This window comes from Pseudomonas petrae, assembly GCF_021728295.1.
In the GTDB taxonomy this organism is placed as follows: domain Bacteria; phylum Pseudomonadota; class Gammaproteobacteria; order Pseudomonadales; family Pseudomonadaceae; genus Aquipseudomonas; species Aquipseudomonas petrae.
In genome coordinates this window covers 92,162-112,015 of sequence record NZ_JAKJXE010000001.1, presented here as the reverse complement: position 1 = coordinate 112,015, position 19,854 = coordinate 92,162, and the positions used below count along the sequence as shown (strand labels likewise).

Here is a 19,854-nt window from a genome sequence, read left to right as displayed (position 1 = left end):
CCTGGTTCAATCAGCGGAAACGGCCAGAAGCGTCCGCTTCCGGACCCATAGCAGCCCTTCGCGAATGGCTGCTTATGGCCGATTTCTGCTTGTCGCGAAGTCCTGAAAAATCGACCCTTGGCTGGCAGCAAAGGTGCGGAACTCTGATGCGTTGTCCGTTGTTCGCCCTTTCACAACCGGACTTGACGGAATTTGAAAAGCGATCGAGAGGCCAACCCTGTCGTTGTTACTGTCCATCAGAACTCGAATGGCCTGCGTTCTATTTCCCCAAGTCTCAACACACCATCAGGAGCACCTATGAATAATGAAGTAAAAAACAAATCTATCGTGCTTAAAGCTTTCGATACTTTATTCAATCAACGTGACTACGATGCAGCCGAGGAGTATTGGTCTGCGAACTATATTCAGCACAGTTCGCTTATCCCTCCAGGACGGCAGGGTTTATTTGACTTGATCAAAAGTCTGCCCAATACACTGACTTATGAACCCAGCGTAATGATGGCAGAGGATGACAAAGTGATGGTTCATGGCCGGTTCTCTGGAAACGGTAGTCCACCTGCGCTCATCGCAGTAGACATCGTGCGGCTCGAAAACGGCATTCTGGTCGAACATTGGGACGTTCTCCAGGACGAGGCCACCATAGTCAGTTCTGCCAGCGGCCTACCGATGTTCGGCGCACGTTTCCCGGATTCAATTGAGTAAAAGGGGGGGCTGCGACGATTTAATAATGGCCCCTGAGATTAAATGGCGCTTCGGGGCAGGTATGTGTCCGCCCCGGCTGCGCCAACGAGTTCTCATACTCGATAGTTCAATATCGAAGGATTTCACAAGCATGAGTCGTCACACGATCCATTTCAGGGGAGTGTGAGTCCCGCTCTTTGCCGCATCCAGCAACTGATGCAGGCGCAATGCATCGTTGAACGTCGCCGCCGCATGGGTGCCTTCGGCAACATCCTGCGCATACACGTGATAGAGCTCTGCCAGTTCAAGCACGGCTGACGGCAATGACGAGGCCGGCAGGCGCTGATAATTCTCAGGCACGGGCAACACTTCCAGCGTCAGGTTATCGCCATGCGCGCCCTCTACGACATAGTCGTCGCCGACATCGCCAAACGCCGAACGGTTGGTGATTTTCAGGTCGCCCTGGTCGCCGGTGATGTCGATCTGCACACCCGAGCCGTTGCGTTTGCCGCCTTCGATGTGGATCGAAATGACGCCGCCGTCTTCGAGCATGCCGCTGAGCACGAGTTGGTCGGGGGCGGTGCTGTCGAGTACTTCGCCGGTTTCCTTGATCGTCACTTTCGGGAACTGGTTGACCATCAATCCCGAGACGCTTACTGGCCAGCCGGTGGCGGTGAAGAGCATGTCGAGGAAGTGTCCGGCGTAGATGGCAATGACACTGGAGAAGTTTACCTCGGGGGCGGTCCAGCGCAGGGCGTTGGGGCGCAGGGCCTGGAAGTAATTCATGCTGACGTGCATCCGCACGGAGCGCACCTTGCCGACGTAGCCTTGTTGCAGCAGGTCTTGCAGGTAGCGGTTGTGCGGCGCGTGACGGCGTTGCAGGCCGACAATGTGGCGAACGCCGGCGTGCTTGGCCAGGTGGAGCAGTTGTTCGGAGTCTGCGGTGGTGGTGGTCAGCGACCATTCGCAATAGACGTCTTTGCCAGCGGCGATGGCGGCGCGCACGGTTTTTTCGTGTTGCGGGGCGGTGTTGAGCACCACGACCAGATCGACTTCAGGGTTGTTGACCAACGCGTCGACCGAGTCGGCGACCTGGCTGATGGCGTATTCACTGGCCGCGGCTTCGGCGCGTTCGCGGCGTTCGCTGTAAACCGCTTGCAGGTGATATTGCGGCAGCAGATTGAGCACGCGCAGATGGCCGTGGCGAGCCCAGTTGCCGACGCCGATGATGCCGACGCGAATAGGGGAGTGTGCAGTTGTCATGGGAATGTCCTCGCAGGTTTGGTTGACGAGGTGAAGTCTAGGGAGCGCAGCCCCGCGGAAAAACCGGCCAAAGGGCCGAACACTGCGGACAGGAAAGGCGCTAATGGCGGCACGCCTGTTCGATTGCGGAACGATTGATCCGCAGTGATCGGAGCTGCGCACTGTTTTTCCGCAGTGATCAGATACCTAGCATGGCGCCACTCATTACTGTGGAGCTTTGCCATGAACGATCTGTCTGCATCACCGGCCACCGCTGCTCTCGCGCCAGCGGAGCCGTCCTCCTGGCGCGACTGGCTGTCGGTGTACGCGGTGGCCCTGGGCGCTTTTGCCTTTGTCACCACCGAATACCTGCCGGTCGGCGTCCTGCCGCAAATTGCCAATAGCCTGGGCATCACCGATGGTGTGGCCGGGTTGATGGTGACCGTGCCCGGCATGGTAGCGGCAGTGTCGGCGCCGGCAATCATGCTGGGCGCGGGACGCATGAATCGGCGACACCTGTTGCTACTGTTGACCCTGTTGCTGGTGGCGTCCAACGTCGTTTCGGCGGTGGCACCGTCATTGCCGATCATGTTGTTGGGGCGCGGCTTGTTGGGGGTGGCGCTGGGTGGTTTCTGGGCGGTGGCGATTGCAGCTGCCGGGCGGTTGGTCAGCGAGTCAAAAGCGGCGAAAGCGACAGCACTGATCTTTGCCGGGATTACCTTGGCGACGGTGTTCGGTGTGCCGTTTGGTACGTTTGTCAGCACGCTGTTTTCGTGGCGGATGTCGTTTGCCGTGACCGCAGGATTGGCGTTGCTGGCGCTGGTTGCTCAATGGCTGACGCTACCCTCGCTGCCTTCCCGCGAGGGTTTGCAGGTGCGCGCGCTGTTGGCGTTTTTGTCACGCAGCAATGCCCGCCGCAGCATGCTGTTGCTCGGTACGGTGGTGGCGGCGCATTTCACGGCGTACACCTACATTGCGCCGTTCCTTGGACATGACGCGGGTTTCTCGCCGAGTGCGATCACTGCGATTCTGTTGGGCTTTGGCCTGGTCGGCATGTTGGCGAACTTCGCCATGGCCGGGAGCATCACCACGCACTTGCGTGCGTCGCTGGGCACCGTGGTGTTGCTGATGGTGATCGCGCAATTGGCCTTGCCCGGGTTGCAGGGTTGGGGCGTGACGTTGGCGGTGCTGGTGTGGGGTGTTGCCTACGGCGCAATTCCGCTGGGCGTGAGCAGTTGGATGCAACTGACGTCGCCGCAATTGCCGGAAGCCAGTTCCGCCATGTTGGTGACCACGTTTCAGGTGGCGATTGCTTCGGGTTCGCTGTTTGGTGGCTTGATGGTTGATCACGCCGGCGTGTCTTCAGCGTTGTGGCTGGGCGCCGCCATCGGTGTGCTCGGTTTGGCGGTGATGCTCAGTTTCGGCCTCGGCAAGGCGCCGATCGCCGAGGCGCTGCAACGCTGATTCAAACCTTCAAGATGTTGTCTTTGAAAAAATCGATCAACACTCGCAACCTTGGTGCGGTCTGCTTCGACGCAGGCCAGAGCATCCACAGGTTGCCGGTGTGGTCGGTGTAGTCCGCCAACACCACTTTCAGCCTGCCATCGGCCAACGGCTGACGGATTGAAAAATCCGGCAGGCAGGCAATCCCCACCCCATCCAGCGCCAGATACGTCAGTGGATCCATCGTGGTGCAGGTCATGGCCTTCGATAGATTCGGCTCGATGTGTGTCTCGCCGATGCGCAGCGGCCAACGCTCGATCATCCCGGTGGCCGGAAACTTGTGCAACAGGCACACGTGGCGTGTCAAATCGTCCGGGTGTGTCGGATCGCCATGGCGCTCCAGATACGCTGGCGATGCCACCAACTGCAATTGATAGCCCCCCAACTTGCGCGCCATAAGCCGCGAATCCTGCGGCGCGCCCGTGCGGATCACCGCGTCGAACCCTTCCTCGATCACGTCCACCATGCGGTCGGACATGTCCACGTCCAGCTCGATGTCCGGGTAGGCACGCATGAACCCAGCCAGCACCGGCATGATCAACACGTTCTGTATCGGCACACTGATGCGCACCTTGCCACGCGGAGTGGCGGACAACTCCAGCAGTTCCATTTCGGCTGCTTCCACTTCACTGAGGATGCGCTTGCAGCGATCAAGGAACAGCTCGCCTTCGGTGGTCAGGGTGACACTGCGGGTGCTGCGCTGGAACAGCCGTACCCCCAGGCGTTCTTCCATGCGCGCCACGCTCTTGCCTACGGCGGAGGAGGAGATCTCCATCAAGCGACCGGCTTCGGTAAAGCTGCGTGTTTCGGCCACATGAATGAAGGCCGTGATGCCGCTGAGGCTGTCCATCATTTGAGGTGAGCTCGGTGCTGGGAAAGGGTCAAGGCAGAGTAGAGGCGGGCGGGGAAATTGGAAAGGGAAGTAATAGGGAGCGAGGCGCATTGATTCATCGCTACTCAGCGGCGACGCGGCCCTCATCCAGTCGCTGCTGCTGCGATCGTTTTTCGATGATCCGCAAAAGGTGTCCGGTTCGGTAACGGGCTATCTCATCAATACGGGTTCAAAACTCATCCTCATCCTCATCGACACTGGCACCGGAGGCCATTGGTGAGGGCCGACACTTGGCAAGCTCAGTGACAAACTGAGGGCTGCCGGCTACAAACCCGCACAAATCGACCTAGTGTTGCTGACGCACTTGCACGCCGACCACGTTGACGGAATCTACGACGCCAAAGGCCAACGCGTGTTCTCGAAGGCACAGATTTCCATGATGAAGGCCGAGAGTGACTTCTGGCTGTCGAAGGACATTGCGGAAAAGGCGCCGGAGGGCGCAAAAATATTCTTCCAGATTGCCCAGGCTGCTGCGCCTTATCTGGCGGCTGGCAAATGGAAGTCATTGCAGGGCATGTGGGATACAGGGTTTCATCCAAGGGCCAATCGCTGCTGATCTGGGGCGACGTTGCCCACGTCGTCGCTGTGCAAATGCCACATCCCGAAGTGGGTATCGCGTTCGACGCTGACGGACCGACCGCAATCAAGACCCGCGAAGACCTTTTCGTGAAGTTGGCAGAGGACAACACCCTGGTCGGTGCTGCTCATATGCCGTTCCCTGGCTTTGGGCGCCTGCGCAAGGAAGACACAGGCTATTCATGGGTGCCTGTAACCTTCATGAACCTGAACTGATGGCCCAATCGACAAAGGATAAAGCTACCTGCAGATGATCATTCAAACCAAGGGTGATCACTGTGCAGAAAGTTGCCTTTATGCTGGCTGCACTCTCTGCAGAGTCTGCCAATCCTCCAGCCAGTGAGATGTCCCAAAACGTCGGTATTTCGACCCATCTGCTTCTTAGCTCGCGCCTACCATAGACCCTGAATTCACAGCACGGGCAACCCGCCCGTCTACCCGAAATCAGGAGAAGGCCATGAGCACTATCGAACACGTCATTCTTGTACATGGTGCCTGGGCCGACAGCACCAGCTGGAACAAATCGCGCGCCTTGATCGAAGCCGCCGGCCTGAGTACGACCACGGTCAGCCTGCCGCTGACGTCACTGGCAGCAGATGCCGACGTTGTGTCCCAGGCCATCGCCGCGGCTCCAGGACAAGTGTTGCTGGTGGGCCATTCCTATGGCGGTGCGGTCATCAGCGAGGCTGGTGTTCACGCCAAGGTAGCGGGCCTCGTCTATATCAACGCCTTTACCCCTGACATTGGCGAATCAGCTTTGGGGCTGACCGCATTGGCCGAGCCGTCGCTGATGAGTGCCGAGATCCGCATAGATGAGGCGGGCTCGTCGAGCCTCACTTACGAGGGTGTCCATGATGGCTTTGCTCAGGATGTGAGTGCGCAGGAGAAGCGTCAGCTGTTTGAAAACCAGCGTCCGACCGCGGTAGCGGCACTCACCGCACCACTCACTCAAGCCGCCTGGCAGGACAAGCCCAGCTGGTATCTGGTGGCGACCCTTGATAACGCCATAGCACCGGCACTTCAAGAGCTGATGGTGAAGAAGATTGGCGCCGTCAGCGACCATGTGGATGCGGGCCATTGCTCAATGGTTTCCAAACCTGCGGCTGTCGCCGACCTGGTCATTCGCGCTGCCAAGTAACCGATATTTCCCCTCCATTGTTCACGCTTTGCATTTCTGCAAATTCAGAGGACTCACCCATGAAACTCACTCAAAACACCATCTTCATTACCGGCGGCGGCTCTGGCATCGGCCGTGGGCTGGCCGAAGCACTGCACAAACTGGGAAACCAGGTGATTATCTCAGGTCGGCGCAAGGGCCATCTGGAAGCCGTCGTTGCAGCCAACCCGGGCATGCACGCGGTCGAACTGGATATCACCGATCCAGCCAGTATTACCGCGGTCGCGAAACAGTTGATCAACGAATTCCCGCAGCTTAATGTGCTGATCAATAACGCCGGGATCATGTTGCCGGACACTGCGGCCGGCCAAGTGGATGACGAATTGCTGGCGTCGACCGTTACCACCAATCTGATGGGCCCCATCCGCATGACTTCGGCGCTGATCGAGCACCTCAAGAAGGCCGATGACGCCTATGTGGCGTACACCTCTTCAGTACTCGGTTTCGTGCCCATGGCGCTGACGGCGGTTTACAGCGCCACCAAGGCCGCGCTGCATTCTTATGCACTGTCTCAGCGCTTCATGCTGCGCGACACCTCGATCAAGGTGCTGGAAATCGCGCCGCCATGGGTACGTACTGAGCTGATGGACAGCTCCGAAGCGGAACTGGCGATGCCATTGGATGAGTTTATTGCCGAGACGATAGCGGTGCTGGGCACGGACGCGGTGGAAATTCTGGTCGAGCGGGCCAAGCCAATGCGCGCTAATGCCGGGGCGGATGAACACGCCTTTGTCACTGAGTTCAATACACAGATATTGGAACTCTACGCCCAGTGAGCATCCTGCGGCGCTTGCATGAGTGCGGGCGCCGTTATCCGGACATCGACAGTTCGATCTCAATGATCGCCAGCATTACAGCCAAAAAGTCCGAAGTGTTGGGAAACACGGCCCATTTATTCACTCCGCAAAATCACCTTTACTGATGGCAAGCGCCCCAACCCCGAAAGCCCACATGGCTATCGACCCGGGCAAACATCCAATGGCTTTACACATACACTTCAACCGAGGCAACCATGTCTAAACTTCATTCCCCAGTTAAAGTCGGGCGGTTCACCTTCGCCCACCGCATTGTATTGGCACCGCTGACCCGCATGCGTGCCGAAGATGGCGCTCGTCCTGGCGCCCTGATGGCCGAATACTACGCCCAGCGCACTTCCGAAGGCGGTTTCCTGATCGGTGAAGCCACCATTGCCGCGCCAAACGGCAACGGTTATCTCGGCGCACCTGGCCTGTTCGACGACAGCCAGATCGTGGGCTGGAAACACGTCACCGACGCCGTGCACGCCAAAGGCGGCAAGATTTTCCTGCAGCTTTATCATGCGGGTCGCCAATCCAATGTCGACGTGCAGCCTGCAGGCAGCATCCCCGTCGGCCCATCGGAAGTCCCGCACGGCGGCGTTGCTTACACCACCGAAGGTTGGGTACCCAATACCCCGAACCGCGCCCTGACGATCGAAGAGATCGCAGGCCTGGTAGAAAACTTCCGCACCGCTGCCGAACGCGGCGTGAAAGCCGGTTTTGATGGCGTGGAGCTGCATGGTGCCAACGGTTATTTGATCGACCAGTTCCTGCAGGACAACAGCAACAAGCGCACCGACATTTACGGCGGCTCGTTCGAAAACCGCGCACGCTTCCTGCTGGAAGTGACCAACGCGCTGATTTCAGTGTGGGGCAGTGATCGCGTGGCGGTACGTGTCGGCCCTAGCGGCACCTGGGGTGACATGGGCGACAGCGATCCAGAAGGCCTGTTCACCTATGTCGCTCAACAACTGGCGCCGCTGAACCTGGCTTACCTGCACCTGATCGAGCCGCGCATCCTGGGCAACATCGAGGACGAGAATGCCGACCCGGCGCCGGTCGCTGCCCAACTGATGCGCAAACACTACAAAGGCGTGATCATCGCCGCCGGTGGCTTTGACGGCGAATCTGCCGAGGCCATCATTCAGGCTGGCGACGCCGATCTGGTGGCCTTCGGTCGCCACTTCATCGCCAACCCGGACTTGCCGGAACGCCTGCGCCACAATCTGCCGCTGAACGCTTATGACCGTCCGACCTTTTTTGGCGGTACCGAAGTGGGTTACACCGACTACGAGTTCTATAAAGAAGAAGCGATTGCTTAACCTTTTTCGCCAAGCTCGAGTTGCTCTAGCGCAGAGACCAAACGAAGCCCCCTTGCGGGGGCTTTTTATGTGTACACGCGATCAACAGGGCGCCATCACTTTTCCACAGCTGGAATACCATGAACTCAGCCCAATTCATCAAAAGTAGAGCTCCAAGACTGAATAACGGCGGCCAATGGCCGCCGTTATTCTGCTGCGAAAAAATTGAAGCTTATACGTCAGCGTTAGAGCCGAAGGTCCGGCGCAAGGATTGCGGGGACTGACCATATACCCGCAGGAAGGCCCGGCGCATACGTTCTCGGTCGCCAAAGCCGGCCTCCGAGGCCACCGCTTCAAGCGTTAGACGCCCCTGTTCGATCATCAATCGGGCGGCCTCCAGACGTAGATTTTCGATGGCCTTGGCGGGTGAGCTTCCGGTCTGCTCGCGAAAGCTTCGACTGAACTGCCGCGGGCTCAGGCACGCCGCATCCGCCAGGTCTTCTACGGAAAGGTCGCGGCGCAGGTTTTTTCGAGCGAAGTCCAGTGACTGCTGAATGCGGTCGGAGCTCGGACTCAGTTCCAGCATCGCCGAATGCTGGGACTGCCCACCCGCACGGCGATGGTAAAGCACCAGCCGCTGCGAGACGGTTCGGGCCAGAGCGGCACCGTAATCCTTCTCGACCATACCGATGGTTAAATCGAGCGCAGCGGTCATGCCTGCCGAGGTCCAGATTTTTCCATCGATGATGAAGATGCGATCTTCTTCTACTTTTATTGCGGGATATCTATCGCGCATTTCCTTGGCACGAGCCCAGTGCACTGTGGCTCGGCGCCCATCGAGCAAACCGGACTCGGCAAGTGCGAAAGCACCGACGCACAAAGCGCCTACCCGCCGTGAATCTGCATTGGCTTCAACCAGAAACGAGTGAATACCGTCCGACGCCGAACTGCGATCCATTGCACCGCTGATCAAGACGGTATCGAAATCAGTATTGTTGAACTGCTGAGTATCAACCGACGTGAACAGGGAGCTGGCGACCAAGCCGCCATGCTCGGATAGCACACTGATGTCGTAGAGTTTTTCGCCCGCGGCCAGGTTGGCAAACTCGAAAGCTGAAAGCGCAGCAAGGCTCATCACCTGAAAATCGGGCCGTACGACTAACGCCACACTTTGCATAAAAACTCCCGTTTGCCCAGTTGAACACTGGCTTGACGCATGGATTCTGGTGACATGCGAAACGTAAGCATGCGTGAAAATCGCGGGACTGCAAGCAGAACCGCGATTTCGAGGGGTTAGCGTTTTGCGCCGGATAAATTCAGTAAGGCCGATACTGAGGTACGAGAAACTTCAACCACAGCCAGTGCATCATTGAACTGCACTACGAGCTCCAGTTCGCCAGGCCCCGTGCTGGCACGCATTGTCATGGCTTTTTCAATCGATATTTCATCAGCATTGCTGGCCGGAACTTCCATGGTTTGTTCAATTAAATCCCTCAAAGGCATGCCCGTTGTGGAGTGAAACTGTCGCCTGATGTCAGTACCTCGGGCACTTGGCAGTTGAATATCACCCGATAGACGTTCATCGAGCACAGATGGCCGATCAATACCTGCAGGGGCTCAGAGCTGAAATGCTCGTTCATTGCAACGGGACAGTGCCAATCACCCTGAATAACCCAAGTTCGAGCGGCATTTGGATGTGGAGCGAGAGTATAGCGATCACATCCCGGTGTAAGTGCAAGGCGACCGATCAGCGCGTTAATCGGTTCGAAGAAAAACGTGTCACGGCCAGGTCGCAACCGGATGACCATCTGGTGACTGGCTGCAGATTCCAGTGCGCTGAAGTGGTCACTGTACTGATCATCATCGGAAGTGGTCATCAACTTTCTCCTGCGGCTGTCGGTGGTGTCGGGAGAGGCGTCTTACGGTTCGACGCAGTGAACACAGATTAAGCAGCTTTAACTCCGTCAATAGGTCGGAATACCAACATTTCCGGCCATAAAAATGATCAGATCGAGGCCGAAAATGATGGTTTTACGGCCTTTACCAACGTATGAGCTTTCACTACGCTGGCCTTATTTCATGCACCCGCCTTTGGAGCAAACCGCATGACTCAAAAAGGCACGGCCGTCATAACCGGCGCTGGTACAGCAATAGGCACAGCGTTCGCCCACCGACTGACTCAGCGGGGCTACGACCTGATTTTAATTGCGGTGGATCGGCCGCACTTAATGACGCTCGCTGCGGCGCTCACTGACTCCAGCGGCCGATCGGTGGAAGTGCTGAATGCCGATTTGGCGGTGTCCGCCGAAGTTGTCCGCATCGAGGCCTTGTTAAGCCAGGACGCCAGTATCACCTTGCTCATCAACCATCACGACATCACTGAGGAAAGTGAGATAGGGGCCACAATCGCCTTGGGGATCACTGCTCCCGTACGTTTGTCTTACGCATTGGTAAATGGTTTCGTAAAGAGGGGCGCCGGAACGGTTATCAATCTGGTGCCCGTGTTCGAGGCGAGTTCCGGTGCTGCCATTGAGTCGGCGAATAGCGCTTTTTTGCTCTCGCTATCCCACGCGCTGCGGCAGCATTTCAATAAAGTCGCAGTACGTGTTCAAGCGATTTTGTATGCAGGTTCACAGCAGACCCAATACCAAGGCGCAGTGGCCATTGTGGATGCCGCGCTAGAGGATTTTGATTCTGGACAAGCCATCTCGCTACCCAAGTATGCCGATAGGGTGGTATGGGATAAATTCGAGGTTGCCCGGCTGGAATTGCTCAGTCGGGTAGCAGGGGGGGCCAACATCGTCTCGCCTGCCCGTCTGCTCCATTGAGCTGCGGTAGGTAGCGAATGCGTGTCTCCCCGCTAAGTGATTGCAGGCATCCTCGTCCAGATAGAGCGGATATCCCGCCCAATTTAGTTCAGCAGCCGACAAGGACGACTACGCCGGTCTTCAGTCGGCGGGCCCAGCGACCACATGGTGCCCTGTTCATCCTGCCTGCGTGGTATTGCTGCTGCGGATCAGGGTGACGTCACCTATTCGATAATACCCGCAAGCGCCTTCCCCTGCGTGTGAAACCCCGACCTGGGAGTCTATGTGCTGGGTTTCCTGTTGATCGTTCGCTTCGACCGTTTGTTTAACATCTACAGGCACAGTATGCGTTAGCGGGAGTTCCGTCCTTGACCTCGGCAGGACGTCCGCGTGATCGCCTCGCTCAACAACAGGTCGCAACTTCTTGCGAGCTTGCTGGCGGCGCTACTGGCAGGACCTTTGGGCACGAAACAGGTCATCCTATTAACCACGCTGTTGCACGCGTCGCAGCTATCCTGGTTTGCTAATGATGAAAATCCCCGGGTCGCTTCTGCCGGATAGACTGCTCATGACTGTGAGCCGCTCTCCGCAAACGGCCGCTATGGGGCGATTTTGGCTGGTTACGACAGGTAGCTATTGGCCGTACCCAGCCGGTTAGGTTGTTGGGATTACGGCAGCGTTCTCCTGCCACCGACCCGAAGTTGCCCATCTGGCTACTTCCCCTTGTAGACTGACTCAGGCTTTGCGCCAAAGATTCATCCATGGCTAAAATCTGCGCGGATCCACATCTGTTCGATTCATTCATCAATTCAAGGACGTTGTTTCATGCAGGGAAAAATCGCAATTCTGGCTATCGCAGTTGCTTTTATCGCAGGCTGTTCTGATCCTAAGAAAGCCAGTGAAGAAAATTTCGAGAAGGCAGCGCAAGCGTATCTCGATACCCAATATCCAAAATGCTTCGTCCTTATTGCCTTCCCCGTCCAGACCGAGGATTTCGATATGTCGGGGCGGAGCAAGCTGTTGCACGCTTTGGCCGGCGTCGGAATTGTCAAAGAAACAGAGCTCTCTCGAAAGGAAATCCCCAAAAGCCTATTTTCAGAAGCGCGTATTGACATTAGTTACTCGTACGACCTTACCGAAGAGGGCCGTAAATACTATCGAGATGGCGTCCAGAAACTCATGAACGGCAACACGGTCGGGGGCCTCTGTGTCGGGAAGGCGAAGATCGTCAAGATTGACCAGTTCAGTGAGCCTGGAGAAATGATGGGGCAGAAGATTTCTCGGGTCACTTACTCCTATCAGGTCACCGACCTGCCCAACTGGGCGCATGATCAAAACCTCCTGGCTTCAGCGCGTGATTTGAGCACTGCGGTGGCCGGCGAAAAACTCCCCATCAGAGAAACGCGTGCAATGATCCTTACCAATAACGGATGGGTGCATGAGCGCCTTTTTGGTAAGTAATTGACTGATCTCCTCTGGACGTAAATACACGCATCGTCGGCCGAGACTCGGCCGACGAAACTGCAGAAGTCCTCCATACCTTCCCGTACAGTTCGAACGGCCGAGTTTCACTTCCGCCTCTGTCCCGTGACGTCCGGCGCGACCGAGCCGTTTTTCACTTTCTTATCGATGAAGCCGAGCGTGCAGCTTATGTCGAAGCTGTTTTAGGTGCGTAAAGCCCGGCGGTTTCTTGATTGTGGCTACCTTTTCGAAGATGGGCCAACCCAGTGCAGTGGCTTACCAGTGAAAAGATATCCTTATCGACACATACTAATAGGCGAGAAATAGCTCGTTATAACCGTCTATTTCTCACACGTAATACTGGCTTAATTCCTGTTGGGTCTTATCGCTTTCGTCGAAGCCCGGTGATAGATTGTCGACGACATTTGTCCAATTGTAAGAGCCATTTTCAGCGACTACGCCCCAGCCTATGAAACGCTATCTGCGGTTTTGCATCATTTTCATGATCAGCTTGGCGCTTCCCCTCAGCGGGATGGCGGGCGTTCAGGCACCAACAGAACCGTGCCCAATGAAGGCAATGGGCATGGCGATGATGGACGACATGGGCATGGACTGCTGTAACGACATGAAAAGCCCTATCGAGCATGGCAAACCTTGTAAGCCGGGCCAGGAATGCAAGACGGCCGGCATGCTGCAAGTCTCGACCTTCAAGCCTCCGGTAACCTTATTCAGCCCCTTAGTGCTTTACTTCCTCGTCGATGCCCTACCTGTTAAGACCCCATCCGGGGTATGGCGACCCCCTCGCGTTTGATTCCTGTCCCACATTGAGCCTCATTCCCCATTAGCGGGATGGACTGGCTGCGCGCATGTCTTTTGACTCGTGCAGTGGATGATCACAGGAATCATAAACATGAACCCCAAGTGCTATTGCACAGGTTGGTCCCTCGTGGCCGGTCTGGTGGCAAGCGTGCTGGCATTGCCGAGCTTCGCTGCCGCATTGACATTCGATGAAGCGTTGTGGCTTGCCGAAAACAATGCACCGTCGTTGACCGCACAAGACGCGAAAATTCAGGCAGTCAGCAGTGCGGCTATTCCAGCCGGTGAGCTGCCTGACCCAAAGCTGCTGCTGGGTGTGCAGAACTACCCCATTGGCGGTCCGGATCGCTGGAGCATCGACCAGGACTTCATGACCATGCAAATGGTCGGGGTCAGGCAAGAAATGCCGAACAGCGACAAGCGCAAAGCTCGGATTGAGGTCGCCAATGCGGCCGTTGATCGCGCCGCTGCGGAGCGTCGAGTCGAACGTCTGAAGGTACGCCAGTCCGCGGCGTTAGCTTGGATCAGTAGCTACTCGGTTGAGCGCAAAGATGCGCTGTTCCAGGACTTCTACAAAGAAAATCGTCTGCTGGCGGATACCGTCCGGGCCCAGATTGCCGGTGGTCGCGCTCAACCCGCTGATGCGGTGACACCCAGGCAGGAAGCGGTTCAACTGGCGGAGCAACAGGATGATCTGATTCTCCAAAGAGCACAGGCCCGAGCGGCCCTCAAACGCTGGATTGGTTCCGCCGCCAACGACAAGCCTGTGGGCAGCCTGCCTGAATGGCCTGTCGAAACCTCAAGCTACTCCCATAACCTGCAACACCATCCCGAGTTGGCCGCGTTTGCGCCGATGACCCGTGAAGCGCAAGCCAAAGTTGATGAAGCGGTGTCGGCGAAGCAGTCGGACTGGAGCTGGGAACTGGATTACCAGCGCCGTGGCCGTGAGTTCGGCGATATGGTCAGCGTGCAATTTTCCTGGGACTTGCCGCTGTTCCCTGACTCGCGCCAAAACCCCAAAATTGCAGCCAAACAGGCTGAACTCAGTCAGCTTGAGGCCGAGCGCGAAGCCCTGTCTCGCGAGCACACCCAGCAACTGGAAAACGAACTGGCTGACTATGAACGCCTGAATCGTGCTGTGCGGCGCAACCAGGAGAGCCTGTTGCCGTTGGCCAAGGAAAAGGTCGAACTCAGCATGGCCAGTTATCGCTCTGGTAAAGGCGATTTAAACGCCGTTGTTGCCGCCCGACGTGAACTCATAGAGGCCCGCCTCAAACAGATCGACGTGGAAGAGCAGCGAGCGCTGACAAATGCGCGGCTGTATTTTGCTTATGGGGAGTCCAGCCAATGAGCCTTAAAAAATGGAACGGGACATTGCTGGTAGGTATCTCGATGGCATTGGGTGTTGCCGGTGGCTACGGGTTCGCTTACCAGCGCATGAGCGGAGTGCCAGGTACCGCCTCGGAGCAGAACCTCAATTCACCGGGCGAACGCAAAGCATTGTATTGGTACGACCCCATGTACCCGCAGCAAAAGTTCGATAACCCGGGTAAGTCCCCCTTCATGGACATGCAACTGGTCCCTCAGTACGCCAGCGGCGCAGGGGACCGTGCGAGCGTCAGCATTGATCCAAGTCTGACCCAGAATCTCGGACTGCGTTTTGCGACTGTCACCCGTGGGGTCTTTGACTCCAGCCTCGATGTGACAGGTGTCTTGGCGTTCAACGAACGTGATGTCGCTGTGATTCAGGCGCGCACCACTGGCTTTGTGGAGCGGGTCTATGCCCATGCTCCCGGAGATGTGCTCAAAGCCAACGCAGCATTGGCGGATATCCTGGTGCCTGAGTGGGCCGCTGCCCAGACAGAGTTTCTTGCCCTGAAACGCAACGGGGATGCTGACCTGTTGGCTGCGGCCCGCCAGCGCCTACGACTCACAGGGATGCCGGCAGCACTGATTGCTCAGGTAGAACGTGGCGGAAAGGTTCAGCCGTATCTGACACTCACCAGCCCTATTGCCGGTGTGCTGCAAGAATTGAACGTACGTGCGGGCATGACCGTGGCGACTGGCGATACTCTGGCACGCGTTAATGGTTTGAGCAGTGTCTGGCTAGCGGTGGCCGTACCAGAATCGGATGCCGGATCGATCACCGTGGGACAGGCAGTCGAAGCGCGTCTCCCAGCTTTCCCGGGGACAACACTCAACGGCAAGGTCAGCGCGATTTTGCCTGAGACCAATCCGGACAGCCGCACGCTTCGCGCACGTGTCGAGTTACCCAATCCGGAGGGACGCCTCAGACCGGGTTTGACGGCGCAGGTGCGCCTGAATCGTTCGAGCGAGCAGAGTGTGTTGTGGGTGCCGAGCGAGGCGGTGATTCGCACGGGCCGACGTGCGTTGGTAATGCTCGCTGAAGACGCGGGCCGCTACCGTCCCGTGGAAGTGCAACTCGGGCAGGAAAGCGATGGCAAGACGGCGATATCGAAAGGTCTGGAAGAAGGACAGAAGGTAATTACCTCTGGCCAGTTCCTGCTCGACTCGGAGGCCAGTCTTAAGGGCATCGTTGCAAGTTCAGAGGAAGAGTCACCACTCAGCGCAGCAGCCTCCAACTTTCATGAAGCGGATGGACAGATCGTTGAGATCAACGACAAAGAAGTCACGCTCGCCCATGGCCCTTTCAGGACGCTGGGAATGCCTGGCATGACGATGACGTTTCCACTCGCCAACCCGGCTCTGATACAGGGCGTCAAAGCGGGCGACAAGGTCCGGGTAGCGGTGAGCCAGACCGATGATGGGTTGCGTGTTGAGCGTCTGGATAAATCGGGGAGCCCGCCATGATCGCTGCCCTGATTCGTTGGTCAGTGGCCAACCGATTCCTGGTGCTACTGGCGACGCTGTTTGTCACGGCTTGGGGCATTTGGTCGGTGCAGAGCACGCCCATCGATGCGCTGCCGGATCTCTCGGATGTTCAGGTGATTATCCGCACTCCTTATCCGGGACAGGCGCCGCAGATTGTCGAGAACCAGGTGACCTATCCGTTGGCCACCACCATGCTCTCGGTACCGGGAGCCAAGACCGTGCGTGGTTATTCCTTCTTCGGCGACAGCTTCGTTTACGTGCTGTTCGAAGACGGGACTGACCTGTACTGGGCGCGCTCGCGGGTGTTGGAATATTTAAGCCAGATACAAAGCCGGTTGCCGGTCAGCGCGAAGCCAGCGTTGGGACCGGACGCCACGGGCGTGGGCTGGATTTTCCAGTACGCGCTGGTAGACCGCAGTGGGGGGCATGACTTGGCGCAATTGCGCGCCTTGCAGGACTGGTTCCTCAAGTTCGAGCTCAAGACTCTACCCAACGTCGCGGAAGTGGCCACCGTGGGTGGCATGGTCAAGCAGTACCAAATACAGCTTGATCCGCTCAAACTGGCCAGCCTTGGTATCACTCAGGCTGAGGTAACCGACGCTATCGGCAAGGCCAATCAGGAAACGGGTGGCGCGGTGCTGGAGATGGCAGAGACCGAGTTTATCGTGCGTGCCTCTGGCTACTTGAAGACGCTCAATGACTTTCGGAGGATCCCGCTCAAGTTGGGTTCGGATGGTGTGCCGGTGACCCTTGGCGATGTCGCCACGATTCAGTTGGGACCGGAAATGCGGCGTGGCATTAGTGAACTCGACGGCGAAGGCGAGACTGTCGGCGGCGTGGTGATATTGCGCAGCGGCAAGAACGCTCGCGAGACCATTGCGGCGGTCAAGACCAAACTCGACGAACTGAAAAGCAGTTTGCCGGCCGGAGTGGAAATCGTCACCACCTACGACCGCAGCAAGCTGATCGACCGCGCTGTGGAAAATCTCAGCCACAAGCTAATCGAAGAGTTCATCGTCGTCGCGTTGGTGTGTGGGATCTTCCTCTGGCACCTGCGCTCATCTCTGGTGGCAATCATCTCGCTGCCGGTTGGGGTGCTGATTGCCTTCATCGTCATGCGCTACCAAGGCATCAACGCCAACATCATGTCCCTGGGTGGGATTGCCATCGCCATCGGCGCCATGGTCGACGCCGCCGTGGTGATGATCGAGAACGCCCACAAGAAAATTGAAGCGTGGCACGTGGCCAATCCTGGAGAGGAATTGAAAGGTGAGCGTCATTGGCAAGTGATGACCGAAGCCGCCGCAGAGGTTGGCCCGGCGCTGTTCTTCTGTTTGTTGATCATCACCCTGTCGTTCATCCCGGTGTTTACCCTGGAAGCGCAAGAGGGACGGTTGTTCGGTCCGTTGGCTTTCACCAAAACCTACGCCATGGCCGCAGCGGCGGGATTGTCGGTGACCTTGGTGCCAGTGCTGATGGGCTACTGGATTCGGGGGCGAATCCCTGGTGAACAACAGAACCCATTGAACCGGTGGTTGATTCGGCTCTATGAGCCCGCTCTGGACGCAGTCTTGCGTCGACCAAAGATCACGCTGCTGATGGCGCTATTGGTTTATGTCAGTGCGCTATGGCCAATGTCGCGGTTGGGTGGTGAATTTCTTCCGCCACTGGACGAGGGCGATCTGCTCTATATGCCTTCGGCTCTGCCGGGGCTGTCGGCGCAGAAGGCCGCGCAGTTGCTGCAGCAGACCGACCGCCTGATCAAGACCGTTCCAGAGGTCGAACACGTCTTCGGTAAAGCCGGTCGTGCCGAGACCGCCACCGACCCGGCGCCGCTGGAAATGTTCGAAACTACGATCCAGTTCAAACCACAGGAGCAATGGCGTCCAGGCATGACCCAGGAAAAGTTGGTGGAAGAGCTGGATCGAGTGGTGCGGGTTCCTGGGCTGACCAATATCTGGATTCCGCCGATTCACAACCGTATCGACATGCTGGCCACGGGGATCAAGAGTCCCATCGGAGTGAAAGTTGCCGGCACCAACCTGACGGAGATCGATGCCGCAACTCAGGCGGTCGAGCGAGTGGCCAAGGCTGTACCCGGTGTCAGTTCGGCTCTGGCCGAGCGACTGACCGGAGGCCGCTATATCGATGTGGATATCGACCGCAAAGCCGCCGCCCGCTACGGACTGAATATCGCCGATGTGCAGTCCATCGTGGCCGGCGCTATCGGCGGTGAAAATGTCGGTGAGACCATTGAAGGGCTCGCGCGTTTCCCGATCAACGTGCGTTACCCTCGGGAGTGGCGTGACTCGCTCGGCGCCTTGGAGCAATTGCCGATCTATACCCCGCTAGGAAGCCAGATCACCCTCGGCACAGTGGCGAAGGTCAAAATCACGGACGGTCCACCGATGCTCAAGAGCGAGAACGCACGACCCTCTGGGTGGGTGTACATCGATGTGCGGGGGCGAGACATTGCCTCGGTAGTCGCTGATCTACGACGGGTCGTCAATGAACAGGTCAAGTTGCAGCCCGGCATGAGCCTGAGTTATTCAGGGCAATTCGAGTTTCTGGAACGGGCCAACGCACGACTCAAGCTGGTGGTGCCAGCCACGCTGCTGATCATTTTCGTGTTGCTCTACCTGACATTTGCCCGTTTCGATGAGGCCTTGCTGATCATGGCCACTCTGCCATTCGCTCTCACGGGCGGTGCATGGTTCCTCTATCTATTGGGGTTCAACCTGTCGGTCGCCACCGGGGTCGGCTTTATCGCACTGGCTGGGGTTTCTGCCGAATTTGGTGTGATCATGCTGCTCTATCTGAAGAACGCCTGGGCCGAACGTGAAGACCTCGGCGACAGCACAGAGCGAGGTCTGGTTGCGGCGATTCGTGAAGGCGCTGTGCAGCGCGTTCGCCCCAAGGCCATGACCGTGGCCGTCATTATTGCCGGCCTGCTGCCCATTCTGTTGGGCAGCGGTACCGGGAGTGAAGTGATGAGTCGCATCGCCGCGCCCATGGTAGGCGGCATGGTCACGGCACCCTTGCTTTCCCTGTTTGTCATTCCGGCAGCTTATCGCCTGATGCGTCGCCGCCACCTCGTAGTTAAAGCCAACAAACCTTAGGGAAAAATTGTATGAAATTGACCATGATTGCAGTTGCTAGCTCCTTAGTTATGCCGTCTTTTTCGGCCCTGGCAGAGGACATGACGGGAATGAAAATGGACGCTATGGAGGGTATGAAGATGCAGCAGGAAACAAAACAGGCTCAAGTCGCCACCGCCGACGGGACGATCAAGGCTATAGATTCTACGAAACACACTGTGACCATCTCACATGGCGCTGTTCCTGCAGTGCAATGGCCGCCGATGACTATGGCCTTTGCAGTGACGGAGGATCAGCTGATAGGGCTGACGACTGGAGACCGTGTATCGTTTTCCTTCCGACTCGAGGGCAGCAAGGCCTCAATTGTGTCCATGAAAAAATAAAGTAGCGATGGTAGAAATGGCCAACATGCCTTGTCGTGCCGGCCATTGCCAGTAAATTGCTCGTTCAGGAAAAGTGACACATGAGAATGCTGCTCGACAGGCTGCTTTTGGCCGATTCTGTTGAAAAAGTCGATTTTTCAGGAAACGTGACGCTGAGCCTGGCCTCATCAAAGAACCTATTCACCACTATTAAGTGGTTTTTCGGTACTTCGTTGACCGTTGCTGCTTTGTCAGCGGGTTAATTTGAGGGTTTTGCTTGAAACAGGC

The 19,854-nt window shown here is 57.3% G+C and carries 20 protein-coding genes; 15 read left to right on the top strand and 5 right to left on the bottom strand.

Annotated elements, in window-relative coordinates; translation table 11 throughout:
- The first annotated feature begins 297 nt into the window (after nucleotides 1–297).
- Entirely contained in the window at nucleotides 298–702 is a 405-nt protein-coding gene (locus tag L4G42_RS00500; protein ID WP_237252227.1) for a nuclear transport factor 2 family protein, read from the top strand.
- Between the two features lie 138 nt (nucleotides 703–840).
- Here the strand turns inward: L4G42_RS00500 and L4G42_RS00495 are convergent, their stop codons facing one another.
- Nucleotides 841–1,944 carry a Gfo/Idh/MocA family protein gene (locus L4G42_RS00495; protein WP_237260437.1) on the bottom strand — a complete coding sequence of 368 codons (1,104 nt, stop codon included), beginning with the start codon at nucleotides 1,942–1,944 and terminating at the stop codon, nucleotides 841–843.
- Between the two features lie 222 nt (nucleotides 1,945–2,166).
- Between L4G42_RS00495 and L4G42_RS00490 the strand changes: the two genes are divergently transcribed.
- The gene (locus tag L4G42_RS00490; RefSeq protein ID WP_237252225.1) at nucleotides 2,167–3,387 is read left to right on the top strand and encodes an MFS transporter; all 1,221 of its coding nucleotides are present in this window, start codon (nucleotides 2,167–2,169) and stop codon (nucleotides 3,385–3,387) included.
- A gap of 1 nt (nucleotide 3,388) precedes the next feature.
- Here the strand turns inward: L4G42_RS00490 and L4G42_RS00485 are convergent, their stop codons facing one another.
- Nucleotides 3,389–4,276, bottom strand: coding sequence for a LysR family transcriptional regulator (locus tag L4G42_RS00485; protein WP_237259188.1), 888 nt, complete (start codon nucleotides 4,274–4,276; stop codon nucleotides 3,389–3,391).
- Between the two features lie 292 nt (nucleotides 4,277–4,568).
- Here L4G42_RS00485 and L4G42_RS00480 point away from each other — a divergent pair, with 292 nt between their 5' ends.
- The 5 genes from L4G42_RS00480 (at nucleotide 4,569) to L4G42_RS00460 (ending at nucleotide 8,190) form a co-directional block, all read left to right on the top strand.
- Complete coding sequence (locus L4G42_RS00480; protein WP_272903799.1) at nucleotides 4,569–4,874, top strand: MBL fold metallo-hydrolase; 306 nt, start codon at nucleotides 4,569–4,571, stop codon at nucleotides 4,872–4,874.
- The gene (locus tag L4G42_RS00475) at nucleotides 4,814–5,110 is read left to right on the top strand and encodes an MBL fold metallo-hydrolase (protein WP_237252223.1); all 297 of its coding nucleotides are present in this window, start codon (nucleotides 4,814–4,816) and stop codon (nucleotides 5,108–5,110) included. Before L4G42_RS00480 ends, L4G42_RS00475 begins: the two co-directional genes overlap by 61 nt.
- 241 nt (nucleotides 5,111–5,351) lie before the next feature.
- The gene (locus tag L4G42_RS00470; RefSeq protein ID WP_237252222.1) at nucleotides 5,352–6,032 is read left to right on the top strand and encodes an alpha/beta hydrolase; all 681 of its coding nucleotides are present in this window, start codon (nucleotides 5,352–5,354) and stop codon (nucleotides 6,030–6,032) included.
- A 59-nt stretch (nucleotides 6,033–6,091) separates the two neighbouring features.
- Nucleotides 6,092–6,847, top strand: a complete 756-nt coding sequence (locus L4G42_RS00465; protein WP_237259100.1) for an SDR family oxidoreductase — start codon at nucleotides 6,092–6,094, stop codon at nucleotides 6,845–6,847.
- A 236-nt stretch (nucleotides 6,848–7,083) separates the two neighbouring features.
- Nucleotides 7,084–8,190, top strand: coding sequence for an alkene reductase (locus L4G42_RS00460; protein WP_237252220.1), 1,107 nt, complete (start codon nucleotides 7,084–7,086; stop codon nucleotides 8,188–8,190).
- Between the two features lie 211 nt (nucleotides 8,191–8,401).
- Here L4G42_RS00460 and L4G42_RS00455 read toward each other — a convergent pair whose 3' ends face one another.
- From L4G42_RS00455 to L4G42_RS00445, 3 genes are all read right to left on the bottom strand, one after another.
- Nucleotides 8,402–9,346 (bottom strand): GlxA family transcriptional regulator, encoded by a 945-nt coding sequence (locus tag L4G42_RS00455; protein WP_237252219.1) that lies wholly within the window; start codon nucleotides 9,344–9,346, stop codon nucleotides 8,402–8,404.
- A 116-nt stretch (nucleotides 9,347–9,462) separates the two neighbouring features.
- On the bottom strand, nucleotides 9,463–9,642 hold the full coding sequence (locus L4G42_RS00450; RefSeq protein WP_237252218.1) for a hypothetical protein: 180 nt from the start codon (nucleotides 9,640–9,642) through the stop codon (nucleotides 9,463–9,465).
- A gap of 20 nt (nucleotides 9,643–9,662) precedes the next feature.
- Nucleotides 9,663–10,046, bottom strand: coding sequence for a hypothetical protein (locus L4G42_RS00445; protein WP_237252217.1), 384 nt, complete (start codon nucleotides 10,044–10,046; stop codon nucleotides 9,663–9,665).
- Between the two features lie 228 nt (nucleotides 10,047–10,274).
- Here L4G42_RS00445 and L4G42_RS00440 point away from each other — a divergent pair, with 228 nt between their 5' ends.
- The 8 genes from L4G42_RS00440 (at nucleotide 10,275) to L4G42_RS00405 (ending at nucleotide 19,829) form a co-directional block, all read left to right on the top strand.
- Nucleotides 10,275–10,997, top strand: coding sequence for an SDR family NAD(P)-dependent oxidoreductase (locus tag L4G42_RS00440; protein ID WP_237252216.1), 723 nt, complete (start codon nucleotides 10,275–10,277; stop codon nucleotides 10,995–10,997).
- A gap of 804 nt (nucleotides 10,998–11,801) precedes the next feature.
- Nucleotides 11,802–12,437, top strand: a complete 636-nt coding sequence (locus L4G42_RS00435; RefSeq protein ID WP_237260435.1) for a hypothetical protein — start codon at nucleotides 11,802–11,804, stop codon at nucleotides 12,435–12,437.
- Between the two features lie 469 nt (nucleotides 12,438–12,906).
- Nucleotides 12,907–13,248, top strand: a complete 342-nt coding sequence (locus L4G42_RS00430; protein ID WP_237252214.1) for a hypothetical protein — start codon at nucleotides 12,907–12,909, stop codon at nucleotides 13,246–13,248.
- A gap of 99 nt (nucleotides 13,249–13,347) precedes the next feature.
- Nucleotides 13,348–14,604, top strand: coding sequence for a TolC family protein (locus L4G42_RS00425; RefSeq protein WP_237252213.1), 1,257 nt, complete (start codon nucleotides 13,348–13,350; stop codon nucleotides 14,602–14,604).
- On the top strand, nucleotides 14,601–16,085 hold the full coding sequence (locus L4G42_RS00420; protein WP_237252212.1) for an efflux RND transporter periplasmic adaptor subunit: 1,485 nt from the start codon (nucleotides 14,601–14,603) through the stop codon (nucleotides 16,083–16,085). The genes L4G42_RS00425 and L4G42_RS00420 overlap by 4 nt, the downstream gene beginning before the upstream one ends.
- Nucleotides 16,082–19,225: an efflux RND transporter permease subunit gene (locus L4G42_RS00415; protein ID WP_237259099.1), complete on the top strand. Its 3,144-nt coding sequence runs from the start codon at nucleotides 16,082–16,084 to the stop codon at nucleotides 19,223–19,225. The genes L4G42_RS00420 and L4G42_RS00415 overlap by 4 nt, the downstream gene beginning before the upstream one ends.
- Before the next feature lie 11 nt (nucleotides 19,226–19,236).
- Entirely contained in the window at nucleotides 19,237–19,587 is a 351-nt protein-coding gene (locus tag L4G42_RS00410; protein ID WP_237252210.1) for a copper-binding protein, read from the top strand.
- 80 nt (nucleotides 19,588–19,667) lie between these two features.
- Entirely contained in the window at nucleotides 19,668–19,829 is a 162-nt protein-coding gene (locus tag L4G42_RS00405; RefSeq protein WP_237252209.1) for a hypothetical protein, read from the top strand.
- Nucleotides 19,830–19,854 lie beyond the last annotated feature (25 nt).